Origin of the sequence: Bordetella avium, assembly GCF_034424645.1 — a bacterium.
GTDB lineage: Bacteria > Pseudomonadota > Gammaproteobacteria > Burkholderiales > Burkholderiaceae_B > Bordetella > Bordetella avium.
On the sequence record NZ_CP139969.1, the window covers coordinates 551,256 to 566,549 of the forward strand.

General features: G+C 56.2%; 9 protein-coding genes, 2 tRNA genes, 3 rRNA genes and 1 other RNA gene. 12 read left to right on the top strand and 3 right to left on the bottom strand.

Annotation, left to right across the window (positions count from 1 at the left end):
- The first annotated feature begins 2 nt into the window (after positions 1-2).
- Complete coding sequence (gene msrA, locus U0029_RS02615; RefSeq protein ID WP_012418535.1) at positions 3-560, top strand: peptide-methionine (S)-S-oxide reductase MsrA; 558 nt, start codon at positions 3-5, stop codon at positions 558-560.
- Between the two features lie 57 nt (positions 561-617).
- On the opposite strand, the gene hppD is transcribed toward msrA, so the two are convergent.
- A complete protein-coding gene (gene hppD, locus U0029_RS02620; protein ID WP_012418534.1) occupies positions 618-1,730 on the bottom strand; it encodes a 4-hydroxyphenylpyruvate dioxygenase in 1,113 nt (370 codons plus the stop codon).
- Positions 1,731-1,874: 144 nt separating this feature from the next.
- Between hppD and U0029_RS02625 the strand changes: the two genes are divergently transcribed.
- From U0029_RS02625 to U0029_RS02655, 7 genes are all read left to right on the top strand, one after another.
- On the top strand, positions 1,875-2,351 hold the full coding sequence (locus tag U0029_RS02625; protein ID WP_012418533.1) for an Lrp/AsnC family transcriptional regulator: 477 nt from the start codon (positions 1,875-1,877) through the stop codon (positions 2,349-2,351).
- A 946-nt stretch (positions 2,352-3,297) separates the two neighbouring features.
- Positions 3,298-4,828 (top strand): 16S ribosomal RNA (locus U0029_RS02630).
- 92 nt (positions 4,829-4,920) lie between these two features.
- Positions 4,921-4,997: transfer RNA gene (locus U0029_RS02635), tRNA-Ile, on the top strand.
- 7 nt (positions 4,998-5,004) lie between these two features.
- Positions 5,005-5,080: transfer RNA gene (locus tag U0029_RS02640), tRNA-Ala, on the top strand.
- Positions 5,081-5,411: 331 nt separating this feature from the next.
- Positions 5,412-8,293 (top strand): 23S ribosomal RNA (locus tag U0029_RS02645).
- A 136-nt stretch (positions 8,294-8,429) separates the two neighbouring features.
- Positions 8,430-8,542 (top strand): 5S ribosomal RNA (gene rrf / locus U0029_RS02650).
- Together the 16S, 23S and 5S rRNA genes with 2 tRNA genes alongside form the textbook arrangement of a ribosomal RNA operon.
- Positions 8,543-8,952: 410 nt before the next feature.
- Entirely contained in the window at positions 8,953-9,327 is a 375-nt protein-coding gene (locus U0029_RS02655) for a DUF4870 family protein (protein ID WP_039051971.1), read from the top strand.
- 204 nt (positions 9,328-9,531) lie between these two features.
- On the opposite strand, the gene U0029_RS02660 is transcribed toward U0029_RS02655, so the two are convergent.
- The gene (locus U0029_RS02660) at positions 9,532-9,810 is read right to left on the bottom strand and encodes an SWIB/MDM2 domain-containing protein (RefSeq protein ID WP_012418531.1); all 279 of its coding nucleotides are present in this window, start codon (positions 9,808-9,810) and stop codon (positions 9,532-9,534) included.
- A 148-nt stretch (positions 9,811-9,958) separates the two neighbouring features.
- Between U0029_RS02660 and U0029_RS02665 the strand changes: the two genes are divergently transcribed.
- Both U0029_RS02665 and pyrC read left to right on the top strand, forming a co-directional pair.
- The gene (locus U0029_RS02665; protein WP_012418530.1) at positions 9,959-11,152 is read left to right on the top strand and encodes a M20 aminoacylase family protein; all 1,194 of its coding nucleotides are present in this window, start codon (positions 9,959-9,961) and stop codon (positions 11,150-11,152) included.
- 12 nt (positions 11,153-11,164) lie between these two features.
- Positions 11,165-12,226 (top strand): dihydroorotase, encoded by a 1,062-nt coding sequence (gene pyrC, locus U0029_RS02670; RefSeq protein WP_012418529.1) that lies wholly within the window; start codon positions 11,165-11,167, stop codon positions 12,224-12,226.
- Positions 12,227-12,286: 60 nt separating this feature from the next.
- Here the strand turns inward: pyrC and U0029_RS02675 are convergent, their stop codons facing one another.
- Positions 12,287-14,086, bottom strand: coding sequence for an ATP-binding cassette domain-containing protein (locus U0029_RS02675; protein ID WP_114852782.1), 1,800 nt, complete (start codon positions 14,084-14,086; stop codon positions 12,287-12,289).
- A 79-nt stretch (positions 14,087-14,165) separates the two neighbouring features.
- Here U0029_RS02675 and rnpB point away from each other — a divergent pair.
- Positions 14,166-14,570: RNase P RNA component class A (rnpB, locus tag U0029_RS02680), an RNA gene on the top strand.
- A 291-nt stretch (positions 14,571-14,861) separates the two neighbouring features.
- Positions 14,862-15,290, top strand: coding sequence for a division/cell wall cluster transcriptional repressor MraZ (gene mraZ / locus U0029_RS02685; protein ID WP_039051967.1), 429 nt, complete (start codon positions 14,862-14,864; stop codon positions 15,288-15,290).
- Positions 15,291-15,294 lie beyond the last annotated feature (4 nt).

The following is a 15,294-nucleotide window of genomic DNA, read 5'->3' on the forward strand; positions in this document are numbered from 1 at the left end:
CCATGTCTGAAACTCCTTCCTGTTCCGGCACGGAGATTGCGGTGCTGGGTGGCGGCTGCTTCTGGTGTGTCGAGGCGGTGTTCAAGGATTTGCGTGGCGTGGTCAGTGTGCTGCCCGGCTATGCCGGCGGTCACGTCGATCATCCGACCTATCAGCAAGTCTGCAATAAAGACACGGGCCATATAGAAGTCGCTCGCATCGAGTTCGATCCGGCTGAATTGAGCTATGCGGATCTGTTGCGCGTGTTCTTCGCCACACATGACCCGACGACGCCGGGCCGCCAAGGTAATGACGTCGGTCCGCAATACGAATCGGCAATCTTTTGGCAGAACGATAAGCAGCGCCAAGAGGCTCAGGCGGTCATCGGCGAGATCGATAGCGCGCAAATCTACGATGCCCCTATCGTCACCAAGCTGCTGGCGCCTGCCACCTTCTGGCCTGCCGAAGACTACCATCGGGACTATTTCGCCTTGCATCCTGAGCAGGGCTATTGCCAGTTCGTCATCGCGCCCAAGGTGAGCAAATTCCGTAAGCAGTTTCAGAGTCGTTTGAAGTCATAAAAAATGCCCCTCTCTGGCCGCTGTCGCCAGGGAGGGGCATTTCACTGTGGGCGGGACTCAGTCGACCGACTTCACCACGCCTCGGCGCATTTGGTCGAGTTCGATCGATTCGAACAATGCTTTGAAGTTGCCCTCACCGAAACCATCATTGCCCTTGCGTTGAATGATCTCGAAGAAGATCGGGCCAATCTGGTTCTCGGTGAAAATTTGCAGCAACAGACCGCCATCGGGGGCGCCGTCCAGCAGGATGCGGTTTTTTTGCAGACGGGCAACGTCCTCGCCGTGCTCCGGCAGGCGGCGGTCGAGCAATTCGTAGTAGGTCTCGGGCGTATCCAAAAAGACCACACCGTTCTCGCGTAAGCGCTCGATGGTGGCGTAGATATTGTCGGTAGACATGGCGATGTGCTGAATGCCTTCGCCGCGGTACAGGTCCAGATACTCTTGGATCTGCCCTTTTTCCTCGGTGCCTTCCTCGTTGATGGGAATGCGGATGTTGCCGCAAGGAGAGGTCATGGCTTTGGACTTCACGCCCGTCACCTTGCCTTCAATATCGAAGTAGCGCACTTCGCGGAAATTGAAGAGGCGTTCGTAGAATTCGGCCCACTCATCCATCCGGCCTTTGTGCACATTGTGCGTCAGGTGGTCCACCAGGGTAAGTCCGGCTCCGACATGGGTCAGGTCCTCCTGGGCGTGCGCAGGGTCGAGCGGCTCGAAGTCGACGTCATAAATACTGATGTCGCCAATGCCGCCGTGGCCGTTCTTGCCGCGCCAGCGATCCACCAGATAAATCAGCGAGTCACCGATCCCCTTAATGGCGGGAATGTTCAATTCCATCGGGCCGCTATGCGAATCGAAACCCCAGGCGCCTAACTCGAGCGCGCGCTTGTAGGCGCGTGCCGCGTCATCCACCCGAAAGCCGATGGCGCAAATAGAGGGACCGTGCAAGCGGGCAAAACGCTGGGCGAAAGAGTCTGGTTCGGCATTGATCAGGAAGTTGATACCGCCCTGGCGGTACAGCGTCACATCTTTGTGCCGATGCTTGGCAATGGCCTTGAAACCAAGCAGCTCAAACACTTTGCGCAGCGCAATCGGATCGGGGGCGGTGTACTCGATGAACTCGAAGCCGGAGGTGCCCATGGGGTTGTCCCAAGGCTGAAATTGAGTGCTCATGCCTGCGCTCGCTTGTCTCTATCGTTTATGGGGCTGGAAAACACAAATTCTAGGGATTTAGCGCGGCAGCGGATTGCAAAAATGCCCGATAAATAGCTATCATCAGCAATTTAATTGCGCATAAATTATAAAGTGGGGTGAAAAATGACAGAAATAGGGTTGGACAGGACAGATCGAAAGATTCTGGCCGAATTGCAGCGGGATGGCAGGCTAAGTAATCAGGAGTTGGCCGAGCGTGTGTCGCTATCTCCTAGCCCTTGCTTACGCAGGGTGCGCAGACTGGAAGAGCAGGGGTATATCAAGCGCTACGCCGCGCTGGTGGATGCCAAGAAGGTTGGCCTGGGGCTGCTTGCCTATGTGACGATCCGGCTCAACAAGCATGTGGGCGGCAGCCATGCCCCGATGGCTGACTTCCATAGCGATGTGCAACTCTGGCCGGAGGTCGTCGAGTGCTACGCGATGTCAGGAGACATGGACTATCTTTTGCGCATTCAAGTAGAAGACCTGGCGCACTTTTCCCGCTTTGCGATGGATACCCTGATGTTGCATCCTGCGGTAGTCGATATGAAGTCTTTCTTTGCTTTGCAGCAAATCAAGGAAACGACCGAGTTGCGGGTGTAGCCCCACAGCGAGATTCTGTCGGGCCAGGGCCAAAACAAGCCCCCTATATATAGAGGGGGAACTCAAACAGGGGCAGAAGGTGGGGGCTTTCAAAATTATTTTTCATTTTTCTTTAAAAAAGAGTCAAAGCCGAGACAGGGCGAAAAAAGCTGTGCTATAGTTCGCCTCCTTCGCAGCACAGACAGCAACGCAGACGCGGCGCAGTCAGTGAAGTGAAGCCGGAATTGAGGTTTATGTGTTTGATTCCAAAGCGGTTATCGCAAAGCGAAACGTGGGAAGAGCAGATAGGCGTCAGGCACGGGGAGAGAGGTTAAGGCGATAGCCGGCCCGGATTCCAGTGCGGCACGACGGGGAATAAAAAATTGCGAGTGACTTGCAAAATTCCAAAAAGTTGTGTTATAGTTTCGGGCTTGGCAGTTATCGAAACATTCGGGTTTACCCGGATCTGCAAAACGGCAGGGTGTTTCGAGAGCTGCTAGAGCAAGGAAGTGAGATAAGAGGTGAGCAGTGACTTAGGTTGCTGTGAGGTGGTGAGTAAGTTGCCAACTCGGTGTTTCGCCGGTAGCGTGAGTGGAGAAAAAAATCTTCGCAAGCGATACGAAAAAAGCGAAGCTGAGTTGACAAACGAAAAAAACTCCTTCATAATCTCGTTTCTCTGCTGCTGACAACGATGCAGCGACGAACGGCAGATAAGCCGAGCGACGCGGTAAGTGAGAAGCGAAGCAGTAAGGTAGTACAGAATTAGCAAGACCGCTCTTTAACAATTAAACAACCGATAAGTGTGGGCACTTGGTGTGAGTGCGCAACGTCAGGCTTAGGTCTGACGGGAAGCGAAACTATCAAGTGCTCATATAGAAGTAAGGTTTAGTTTTTCGAAACTATCACCTCACTTCCTTTGAGCAAGCGAAAGTCGTCGTTAAGAGATTAACGGCGCAACACAGAGATTAAACTGAAGAGTTTGATCCTGGCTCAGATTGAACGCTGGCGGGATGCTTTACACATGCAAGTCGAACGGCAGCACGGACTTCGGTCTGGTGGCGAGTGGCGAACGGGTGAGTAATGTATCGGAACGTGCCTAGTAGCGGGGGATAACTACGCGAAAGCGTAGCTAATACCGCATACGCCCTACGGGGGAAAGCGGGGGACCTTCGGGCCTCGCACTATTAGAGCGGCCGATATCGGATTAGCTAGTTGGTGGGGTAACGGCTCACCAAGGCGACGATCCGTAGCTGGTTTGAGAGGACGACCAGCCACACTGGGACTGAGACACGGCCCAGACTCCTACGGGAGGCAGCAGTGGGGAATTTTGGACAATGGGGGAAACCCTGATCCAGCCATCCCGCGTGTGCGATGAAGGCCTTCGGGTTGTAAAGCACTTTTGGCAGGAAAGAAAAGGCGCAGGCTAATACCTTGCGCAAATGACGGTACCTGCAGAATAAGCACCGGCTAACTACGTGCCAGCAGCCGCGGTAATACGTAGGGTGCAAGCGTTAATCGGAATTACTGGGCGTAAAGCGTGCGCAGGCGGTTCGGAAAGAAAGATGTGAAATCCCAGAGCTTAACTTTGGAACTGCATTTTTAACTACCGAGCTAGAGTGTGTCAGAGGGAGGTGGAATTCCGCGTGTAGCAGTGAAATGCGTAGATATGCGGAGGAACACCGATGGCGAAGGCAGCCTCCTGGGATAACACTGACGCTCATGCACGAAAGCGTGGGGAGCAAACAGGATTAGATACCCTGGTAGTCCACGCCCTAAACGATGTCAACTAGCTGTTGGGGCCTTCGGGCCTTAGTAGCGCAGCTAACGCGTGAAGTTGACCGCCTGGGGAGTACGGTCGCAAGATTAAAACTCAAAGGAATTGACGGGGACCCGCACAAGCGGTGGATGATGTGGATTAATTCGATGCAACGCGAAAAACCTTACCTACCCTTGACATGTCTGGAATCCCGAAGAGATTTGGGAGTGCTCGCAAGAGAACCGGAACACAGGTGCTGCATGGCTGTCGTCAGCTCGTGTCGTGAGATGTTGGGTTAAGTCCCGCAACGAGCGCAACCCTTGTCATTAGTTGCTACGAAAGGGCACTCTAATGAGACTGCCGGTGACAAACCGGAGGAAGGTGGGGATGACGTCAAGTCCTCATGGCCCTTATGGGTAGGGCTTCACACGTCATACAATGGTCGGGACAGAGGGTCGCCAACCCGCGAGGGGGAGCCAATCCCAGAAACCCGATCGTAGTCCGGATCGCAGTCTGCAACTCGACTGCGTGAAGTCGGAATCGCTAGTAATCGCGGATCAGCATGTCGCGGTGAATACGTTCCCGGGTCTTGTACACACCGCCCGTCACACCATGGGAGTGGGTTTTACCAGAAGTAGTTAGCCTAACCGCAAGGGGGGCGATTACCACGGTAGGATTCATGACTGGGGTGAAGTCGTAACAAGGTAGCCGTATCGGAAGGTGCGGCTGGATCACCTCCTTTAAGAGCTAAGTGCTCGCATTAAGTGTCCACGCTTATCGGTTGTTTGAATATAGCTGCGAAGGATCGAACAGATCCGGAAGATTTGAAGTCTGGGGTCTGTAGCTCAGTCGGTTAGAGCACCGTCTTGATAAGGCGGGGGTCGTTGGTTCGAATCCAACCAGACCCACCACGAATACGGGGGTGTAGCTCAGCTGGGAGAGCGCCTGCTTTGCAAGCAGGATGTCATCGGTTCGATCCCGTTCACCTCCACCAGTTACTTTTGATTCGGTTGATGCCGGATTGGAAGTGAGGCGGTTAGAGAGAGGTTTCATCCTTCGCGAGTCTGAGGTTAACGGTTAAGGTTGCGAGCAGTCTTAATCGTTAGGTTTAGGCCTGACAGCTATATATGTTCTTTAACAATTTGGAAGAAGCACAACGTAAAGTGTTTATCGAGTAATCAAGGGAACTTGACGAAGATGAATACGGGTTGTGATTGCATGATTATGTTCCAAGTCTCAAGCTGACCAGAGATGGTCAGAGCTTTTGAACTTAAGAACGGCACAAACGCGAAATGACAGCAACCTATAAGACTCAAGTGTTATAGGATCAAGCGACTAAGTGCACATGGTGGATGCCTTGGCGATCACAGGCGATGAAGGACGTGGTAGCCTGCGAAAAGCTACGGGGAGCTGGCAAACAAGCTTTGATCCGTAGATGTCCGAATGGGGAAACCCACTGCGCAAGCAGTATCCCTGACTGAATACATAGGTCAGTGGAAGCGAACCGGGTGAACTGAAACATCTCAGTAGCTCGAGGAAAAGAAATCAACCGAGATTCCGATAGTAGTGGCGAGCGAAATCGGAAGAGCCTTTACGATTTAGCCATCCGTATAATCGAACAGTCTGGAAAGTCTGGCCGTAGCAGGTGATAGCCCTGTAGATGAAATGCGGGTGGTGGAACTAAGCGTAAGAGAAGTAGGGCGGGACACGTGAAATCCTGTTTGAAGATGGGGGGACCATCCTCCAAGGCTAAATACTCGTGATCGACCGATAGTGAACCAGTACCGTGAGGGAAAGGCGAAAAGAACCCCGGAAGGGGAGTGAAATAGATCCTGAAACCGTGTGCATACAAACAGTCGGAGCCTCCTTGTGGGGTGACGGCGTACCTTTTGTATAATGGGTCAGCGACTTACATTCAGTGGCAAGCTTAACCGAATAGGGAAGGCGTAGCGAAAGCGAGTCCGAATAGGGCGTTGAGTCGCTGGGTGTAGACCCGAAACCAGATGATCTACCCATGGCCAGGTTGAAGGCACGGTAACACGTGCTGGAGGACCGAACCCACTAGTGTTGAAAAACTAGGGGATGAGCTGTGGATAGGGGTGAAAGGCTAAACAAATCTGGAAATAGCTGGTTCTCTCCGAAAACTATTTAGGTAGTGCCTCAAGTATTACTGCGGGGGGTAGAGCACTGTTATGGCTAGGGGGTCATGGCGACTTACCAAACCATGGCAAACTCCGAATACCCGCAAGTACAGCTTGGGAGACAGAGCACCGGGTGCTAACGTCCGGACTCAAGAGGGAAACAACCCAGACCGCCAGCTAAGGTCCCAAATTATCACTAAGTGGGAAACGAAGTGGGAAGGCATAGACAGTCAGGAGGTTGGCTTAGAAGCAGCCACCCTTTAAAGAAAGCGTAATAGCTCACTGATCGAGTCGTCCTGCGCGGAAGATGTAACGGGGCTAAGTGATAAACCGAAGCTGCGGGTGTGTACTTTGAGTACACGCGGTAGGAGAGCGTTCTGTAAGCCTGCGAAGGTGGCTTGTGAAGGCTGCTGGAGGTATCAGAAGTGCGAATGCTGACATGAGTAGCGATAAAGGGGGTGAAAAGCCCCCTCGCCGTAAGTCCAAGGTTTCCTGCGCAACGTTCATCGGCGCAGGGTGAGTCGGCCCCTAAGGCGAGGCAGAGATGCGTAGCTGATGGGAAGCTGGTTAATATTCCAGCACCGTCGTACAGTGCGATGGGGGGACGGATCGCGGAAGATCATCAGGGTGTTGGATGTCCCTGTTGCTGCATTGAAGATGGCGCTTAGGCAAATCCGGGCGCGTAAATCAAGGGTGTGGCTCGAGCGAGCATGTCTCGCGAAGTGATTGGAAGTGGTTCCAAGAAAAGCCTCTAAGCTTCAGCTGTACGAGACCGTACCGCAAACCGACACAGGTGGACGGGATGAATATTCCAAGGCGCTTGAGAGAACTCGGGAGAAGGAACTCGGCAAATTAATACCGTAACTTCGGGAGAAGGTATGCCCCGGTAGTGTGAGGCGCCTGCGCGCTGAGCATGATGGGGTCGCAGAGAATCGGTGGCTGCGACTGTTTATTAAAAACACAGCACTCTGCAAAGACGAAAGTCGACGTATAGGGTGTGACGCCTGCCCGGTGCCGGAAGGTTAAGTGATGGGGTGCAAGCTCTTGATCGAAGCCCCGGTAAACGGCGGCCGTAACTATAACGGTCCTAAGGTAGCGAAATTCCTTGTCGGGTAAGTTCCGACCTGCACGAATGGCGTAACGATGGCCACACTGTCTCCTCCCGAGACTCAGCGAAGTTGAAGTGTTTGTGATGATGCAATCTACCCGCGGCTAGACGGAAAGACCCCATGAACCTTTACTGTAGCTTTGCATTGAACTGTGAACCGGCCTGTGTAGGATAGGTGGGAGGCGCAGAACTCGAGTCGCCAGATTCGAGGGAGCCGTCCTTGAAATACCACCCTGGTTTGTTTGCGGTTCTAACCTTGGTCCGTTATCCGGATCGGGGACAGTGCATGGTGGGCAGTTTGACTGGGGCGGTCTCCTCCCAAAGTGTAACGGAGGAGCTCGAAGGTACGCTAGGTACGGTCGGAAATCGTGCTGATAGTGCAATGGCATAAGCGTGCTTGACTGTGAGACTGACAAGTCGAACAGGTGCGAAAGCAGGACATAGTGATCCGGTGGTTCTGAATGGAAGGGCCATCGCTCAACGGATAAAAGGTACTCTGGGGATAACAGGCTGATACCGCCCAAGAGTTCATATCGACGGCGGTGTTTGGCACCTCGATGTCGGCTCATCTCATCCTGGGGCTGTAGCCGGTCCCAAGGGTATGGCTGTTCGCCATTTAAAGAGGTACGTGAGCTGGGTTTAAAACGTCGTGAGACAGTTTGGTCCCTATCTGCCGTGGGCGTTGGATACTTGACGGAGCCTGCTCCTAGTACGAGAGGACCGGAGTGGACGTACCTCTGGTGTACCGGTTGTCATGCCAATGGCATTGCCGGGTAGCTAAGTACGGAAGAGATAACCGCTGAAGGCATCTAAGCGGGAAACTCGTCTGAAGATTAGGTATCCCAGAGACTAGATCTCTCTAAAGGGTCGTTCAAGACCAGGACGTTGATAGGTCGGGTGTGGAAGCGCAGTAATGCGTTAAGCTAACCGATACTAATTGCCCGTGCGGCTTGATCCTATAACTCTTTAGTCTTACATATACGATTGCTGGCCATACGCGCCAGTGCCGTCTGAACATACATCAACGCAACCCGCGTGACGCTTCTTCCAAATTCAAGCTGTTGACAACAGCGTCAACTGCTTAGCCAGTTACGCCTGACGACCATAGCAAGGTGGCCCCACTCCTTCCCATCCCGAACAGGACAGTGAAACGCCTTCGCGCCGATGATAGTTGGTTTACGCCTGTGAAAGTAGGTCATCGTCAGGCTTTTATCCCTCAAAACCCCACAAGCTACCGCTTGTGGGGTTTTGTTTTTGCGCTTCACCCTTGCGCTGGCCCTTGCCGCACCCCCTGCCTGCGCGGCTCGCCTTCCCCCAGGCGCCACGCCCCAACACCCTCTCAGCCTGCGAAAACCCGGTGCCTGCCACGTTGCCTGACGCCCGCTGATCTGCCCGGCAGGCGTTAAGTCTTTGCATGCCGGCTGCCTAGGCTGTCTCAGCCAGGGATATCGATGCATTCTTTTCGTAGCGGCGAGGCTAGGTCAGAGTCGGAAAAGCTAAACAAGACCTTGGCAAGAGCCCGGAGGAGCAAAACCTCGCTGCGTACCTAAATAACAACGGCCGCCGGGAGGCTGCGGTATTGTGCGGTAAGATTGTGTGAATGCATTCGATGGAGCAGTGATCGTGAGTGAATCTCCCAATTCCGTACCGGGTTCTCAACCCCTGGATCTGCGTACTCTGACGCACGTTTCCTACGGCCTGTTTGCGCTGGGCTTCTTGACTGGCGGCATGTTGGGGGTCGCGACGCTTGCGGCTGTCGTGCTGATGTATCTGAAGCGTTCGGATGCCGCAGGCACTGTTTACGCGTCGCACTTCGATTGGTTGTTGCGCACCTTTTGGTGGTCCTTGCTCTGGATTGCCGTCAGCTTTGTGCTGATGCTGATCTATATCGGCTGGATCGGCATGGCTGCTACGGTGATCTGGGTGCTGTACCGTCTTATCAAGGGCTGGCTGGCCCTGCTGGAGGGCAATCCGCCTTCCAGTTATGCCTAGCATCAAGCAAAAAACCGGCCATGGCCGGTTTTTTTGTCTCAAGTCTGCCTATCTGGCACGCATGAGTGCCAGTGCAGCATGTTCCTGTCGTTAGCGCAAGAACAGGGAGGGGAGTACGACCGGGAGGTCAGGACGGCGACACCCGGCTTGCCTCACGCACAAAGGGAGGAAGGGACGCACGAGGTACGCCCTCGACCCAGGCGCTTACTTGAGGTGAGCGTTGACCAATTTGGTCAGTTCGAACATCGTCACCTGATCTTTGCCAAAGATGGGAAGCAGCTTGGCATCAGCGTTGATGTTGCGCTTGTTGCTGGCGTCTTGCAGGTTGTGCTTCTTGATGTAGTCCCAGATCTTTTTGGTGACCTCGGTACGCGGCACGGCTTCCGAGCCGATGACAGCGGCCAGCTCGGCGCTGGGGGTCAGGGGCTTCATAAACGCGGCATTCGGTTTACGCGTGGTCGCGGTTTTGGAGGGTGTGGCCATAATGCGGCGCTCCTTCTCTGGATGTTGGAAAAAATGTCCTGCGGGCGGCAGCATAACGTGTCTCCCCAGTAAAGACAAAGCCATTTATCCTCTGTAGCAACTAAAATCGGCCTATACACTCCCTCCTATGAGGCATCTGTAACGTCCTATGTACGCACGTTCTCTACTTGAATCGATAAGTCTTTTCCACGAAGAGCTCACGTCCCTGCGTCGAGATTTGCACGCCCATCCCGAATTGGGTTTCGAAGAAGTTCGAACTTCAGGGATTGTTGCGGGTGCGCTTGAGGCACTGGGTATCGAGGTGCATCGCGGCATCGGCAAGACCGGCGTGGTGGGGGTGATTCGCGGCAAGCGTTGCGATAGCGGTCGGATGATCGGCTTGCGCGCCGATATGGATGCCTTGCCTATGACGGAAGACAATGCCTTCGCGCATCGGTCCACCAAGCCAGGTTTGATGCATGGCTGCGGTCATGATGGGCATACGGCGGTGTTGCTGGGCGCGGCACGCTATCTGGCCCAGACCCGCAATTTTGATGGCACGGCGGTGTTGATCTTCCAACCAGCCGAAGAGGGCTTGGGGGGAGCCAAGGCCATGCTGGATGATGGCCTGTTTGACACCTATCCCTGTGACGCCGTTTATGCGCTGCATAACTGGCCCGGTTTGCCTGCCGGCACGATAGGCGTGAATCCGGGTCCGATGATGGCGGCGGCTGATCGCTTTGAAATCGTGATCAATGGACGGGGCGGTCACGGTGCGCATCCCTATCAGACAATCGATCCGGTCACGGTGGCCGGTCATCTGATCACGGCTTTGCAGACGATTGTGTCGCGCAACGTTAACCCGCTGGATTCCGCGGTATTGTCCATCGGTTCGGTGCAGGCCGGGCATCCGGGTGCAATGAGCGTGATCCCACGGGAGGCGCGCATGGTAGGCACGGTGCGAACCTTCCGTAAATCGGTGCAGGAAATGGTCGAGATGCGGATGCGTGAATTGGCGACGGCTATCGCGTCCGCCTTTGGGGCAACAGCCGAAGTTAGCTACGAGCGCGTGTATCCCGCCACCTTAAATACGCCACAGCATGCGAATCTAGTGGCAGACATCGCCACCGAGATGCTGGGTAAGGATAAGGTGGTGCGCGATCTGATTCCGTCGATGGGGTCAGAAGATTTTTCGTTTATGCTGCAGGCCAAGCCCGGCGCCTATTTTCGGCTGGGCCAAGGCGGCGCAGAGTCGGGTTGCCTGCTGCATAACCCCCATTTCGATTTCAATGACGCCGTGATTCCGCTGGGCAGCGCGATGTTCGCTGCTTTGGCTGAGCGCGGTATGCCTCTGGCCGAATAAAGCCCCTCTTTTATGTCCAACGCTGCTCAAATCACGATTACCCGCCCAGACGACTGGCATCTGCATCTGCGCGATGGCGCGGCGCTCGAGGCCGTGGTGGGTGATACGGCGCGTCAATTCGCGCGCGCCATTATCATGCCCAATCTCAAGCCGCCTGTTACGACGACGGAGCAGGCGCTCGCCTACCGCGAGCGTATCGTGGCTGCTCTGCAGAAAACAGTGGGAAACCGGGCAACGGCCTTCAATCCGCTCATGACGCTTTATCTGACGGACAACACGCCAGCTGCCGAAATCGAACGCGCCCATGCCAGCGGCCAGGTCTATGCGGTGAAGCTGTATCCGGCAGGCGCCACCACCAACTCCGATGCCGGCGTGACGGATCTGCTTGGCAAGTGTGGTCCAGCCCTGACGGCGCTGGAGAAGGCTGGCATGCCTTTGCTGGTGCACGGTGAGGTGACGGACCCGGCCATCGACGTGTTCGATCGTGAGGCCGTGTTCATCGAGCGGGTGATGCAACCTTTGCGCCGCGCCTATCCCGGTCTGAAGGTGGTGTTTGAGCACATCACGACCAAGGATGGGGCGGAGTATGTGCGTGATGCTGAGGGGCCGATCGCGGCGACGATCACGCCGCAGCACATGTTGTACAACCGTAATGCGATTTTCCAGGGCGGCGTACGTCCGCATTGGTACTGTTTACCCATACTCAAGCGTGAGATACACCGCCAGGCGCTGGTGGAAGCTGCCACCAGCGGCAGCCCGCGTTTCTTCCTGGGTACGGATAGCGCACCGCATGCCCGCGGCCTGAAAGAGCATGCCTGTGGTTGCGCGGGTTGTTATACCGCTTTGCATGCCATGGAACTGTACGCGACCGCTTTCGAGAACGCAGGCGCGCTCGATAAGCTGGAAGGTTTTGCCAGCCATCACGGCCCTGACTTCTACGGTCTGCCGCGCAACACCGACACGTTGACCTTGTTGCGCGAGGATTTCACTATCCCGCAAGAGCTGCCTTTTGGCAGTACGACGCTGGTGCCGTTGGCGGCAGGTGAGGCGCTGCGCTGGCGGGTGAAGGCTTGAGTCTGCTGCGCAAGGCATGAGAAGCGGGCGGCCAGGGCCGCCCGTTGCTATCCAGCCCGTTCAATTGGCGGCGGAGCGCCGCTCCTCCAGCGCTTCCCAGCGAGCGAACTTGGTTTCGAGATCTTTCTCGATGCGCGCCAGTTCGCCCTGAATACGATCGACGTCCTGGGGCGCTTCGCGATACAGGCTGCCATCGGCCAGTTTCGCGCTCAGGCTGGCCTGTTCGGCTTCCAGCCCGGCGATCACGTCAGGCAATTCTTCAAGTTCGCGCAGCTCCCAGGGACTGATCCTGGAGGCGCGCGCCGGCTTGGCGCGAGGCACCGTGGCCGGTGCCGCTGCCGGGGAGGCGGCTGCGGCTTCGGGTTGCGGGCGTTGCATCAGCCATTCGTCGTAGCCGCCGACGTAGTCGCGCCAGCGGCCATCGCCTTCATAGGCGATGGTTTGGGTGACGACGTTGTTCAAGAAGGCGCGGTCGTGGCTGACCAGCAATACCGTGCCAGCGTAGTCCTGCAACAACTCTTCCAGCAATTCCAGCGTTTCGATATCGAGGTCGTTGGTCGGCTCGTCGAGTACCAGCACATTGGCGGGCCGGGCGAACAGTCGCGCGAGCAGCAGGCGGGCACGCTCGCCGCCGGACAGGCTGCGCACCGGCGAGCCGGCACGCGCTGGCGAGAAGAGAAAATCGCCGAGATAGCTCATAACGTGCTTGCGGGCGCCACCGATTTCAACCCATTCGCTGCCGGGGTTGATGATGTCGGCCAGTGCGGCGTTTTCATCCAGTTGGGCGCGCATTTGGTCGAAATAGGCGACTTCGACATTGGTGCCAGTGCGTACCGTGCCGCTGTCAGGGGCGAGCTCTCCGAGAATGATCTTCAGCAAGGTGGTCTTGCCGGCACCGTTGGGGCCGATGATACCGATGCGGTCGCCACGTTGGATGGTTGTTGAGTAGTCGCGTACGACGGTTTTGTCGCCAAAGGTTTTGCCGACATCGCGTAGTTCCGCGACCAGTTTGCCTGAACGTTGGCCTTGCGCGACCGCCAGGTTGACGTTGCCCATGCGTTCGCGCCGGTCTGCGCGCTCGACACGCAGGCGCTCCAGGCGGCGCACACGGCCTTCGTTGCGCGTGCGTCGGGCTTCCACGCCCTTGCGTATCCAGACCTCTTCCTGCGCCAGGAGTTTATCGAAACGGGCTTGTTCGAGGCGTTCGGCCTCTAGCCATTGCGCCTTGCGCTCCTGCCACTGGCTGAAGTTGCCCGGAAAGCTGAGCAAGCGTCCTCGATCGAGTTCGACGATGCGTGTGGCGATCGCATCCAGAAAGCGGCGATCGTGGGTGATGATGACCGCGGCTCCTTTCCAATTGCGCAGCAGCTCTTCCAGCCAGGCAATGCCTTCGAAATCGAGGTGGTTGGTCGGTTCGTCGAGGAGCAGAAGGTCGGGTTGGTCCACCAGTGCGCGCGCCAGAGCGACGCGTTTGCGGGTGCCGCCCGATAGGCCGGAGATCAAGGCATCGGTCGGCAAACCGAGTTTTTCCAGCGTGGCGCGCACCCGCGCCGGACGCTGCCAATCTTCGGGATGGGCCTCGGCGTCGCAGACCATGTCGTACACGCTGCGGGTTTCGTCCAGTATGGGCTCTTGTTCGACGGTAACGACGCGCAAACCCGACATGCGGCTGATGTCGCCGTCGTCGGGCTGCGTGCGCCCATCCAGCAGACGTAGCAATGAGGATTTGCCGGCGCCGTTGCGGCCGATCAGGCCGATGCGTTCGCCCTCCTGGATGGCGAAGTCGGCATGATCGAGCAAGGGATGGTGGCCATAAGCCAGTTGTACGTCGGTCAGGGAGATGAGCGTGTTTTGAGCCATGAGGATTTCTGCGCTTAGCGTTGGCGCTATTGTCGCAGGAACCGGCGAATGAGGCTGTGTGTACTACAATGCACGCCGCAAGGCAGATTGGGCAGTCGCGATGGTTAGACCATCGAGGAAGGTCCGGACTCCATAGGGCAGGATAGCGGCTAACGGCCGTCCGGTAAGATGCGCAAGCATCGAGCCGAGGAACAGGGCCACAGAGACGAGTCTGCGGGGCGGGCGCCTTCAGGGGCGCACCGGCACGGCCATCTCCGTGCTGCGGCAACTGGTGACAGTTGCCGGCATCGCAGGGTGAAACGCGGCAACCTCTATCCGGAGCAACATCAAATAGGCATGCGCACAGCCTTCGGGCTGGAAAGGGCGGCTCGTTCGAGCATGCGGGTAGGTGGCTAGAGCGTGTCAGCAATGGCTCGCGTAGAGGAATGATTGCCAGTCGGGGAAACCCGGCGTACAGAATCCGGCCTATAGATCTGCTTTGCACTCCCCCCTTTTTTTCGCACTAGTTCGATATGCGCACGAGGCGTTCTCTTGCCGTCATGTGCTGATAAGTCCTAGTGAAAAAAAGCGTGTTTGCCGCCGCTTCATGATGCGTGACTTTTAGTTCGCATCGCAACATCCTGATTTCTCAAGATGTTTTCATTTCACGGCTTTCGTGATTTGCTCTAAGTCCTTGTTGTGATTGAAAAATTTTCAAACGCTCGCTTGACCCGCTTGTGCCCTTCCCGTAGAGTGGGAAAAAGTAGGAATTTGTGCAATTAAGTGGGGTAAACCGGTGTTTCAGGGAAGCAGCGCGCTCACGTTGGATGCTAAGGGCCGGATTTCAATTCCGACCCGGCATCGTGACGCCCTGGTGTCTCAGGCCGAAGGCCGCCTGACCCTGACTCGCCATCCCGATGGTTGTTTGCTGGTTTATCCACGGCCCGAATGGGAAGCGAAGCGCGAGCAGATCGCGGCTTTTCCGATGACGGCGCGTGGCCTGCAACGGCTGTTGTTGGGTAACGCTCAGGACGTTGACATCGACGGCTCTGGCCGCGTGCTCATTGCTCCCGAACTGCGCAACGCTTCCGGAATGACGCGCGACGTGATGCTGCTCGGTATGGGTGCTCACTTCGAGCTCTGGGATGCCGCTTCCCTGGCCCGCCGCGAGGCGGAAGATCTGGCCCAGGGAATGCCGGATGTGTTGAATCAGTTTTCGTTCTGAAACC

Excerpts from the sequence above, each read along its gene's own strand:
- msrA (WP_012418535.1), top strand. The coding sequence starts at position 3 with ATGTCTGAAACTCCTTCCTGTTCCGGCACGGAGATTGCGGTGCTGGGT.
- hppD (WP_012418534.1), bottom strand. The coding sequence starts at position 1,730 with ATGAGCACTCAATTTCAGCCTTGGGACAACCCCATGGGCACCTCCGGC.
- U0029_RS02625 (WP_012418533.1), top strand. The coding sequence starts at position 1,875 with ATGACAGAAATAGGGTTGGACAGGACAGATCGAAAGATTCTGGCCGAA.
- U0029_RS02660 (WP_012418531.1), bottom strand. The coding sequence starts at position 9,810 with ATGGCCACACCCTCCAAAACCGCGACCACGCGTAAACCGAATGCCGCG.
- U0029_RS02665 (WP_012418530.1), top strand. The coding sequence starts at position 9,959 with ATGTACGCACGTTCTCTACTTGAATCGATAAGTCTTTTCCACGAAGAG.
- pyrC (WP_012418529.1), top strand. The coding sequence starts at position 11,165 with ATGTCCAACGCTGCTCAAATCACGATTACCCGCCCAGACGACTGGCAT.
- U0029_RS02675 (WP_114852782.1), bottom strand. The coding sequence starts at position 14,086 with ATGGCTCAAAACACGCTCATCTCCCTGACCGACGTACAACTGGCTTAT.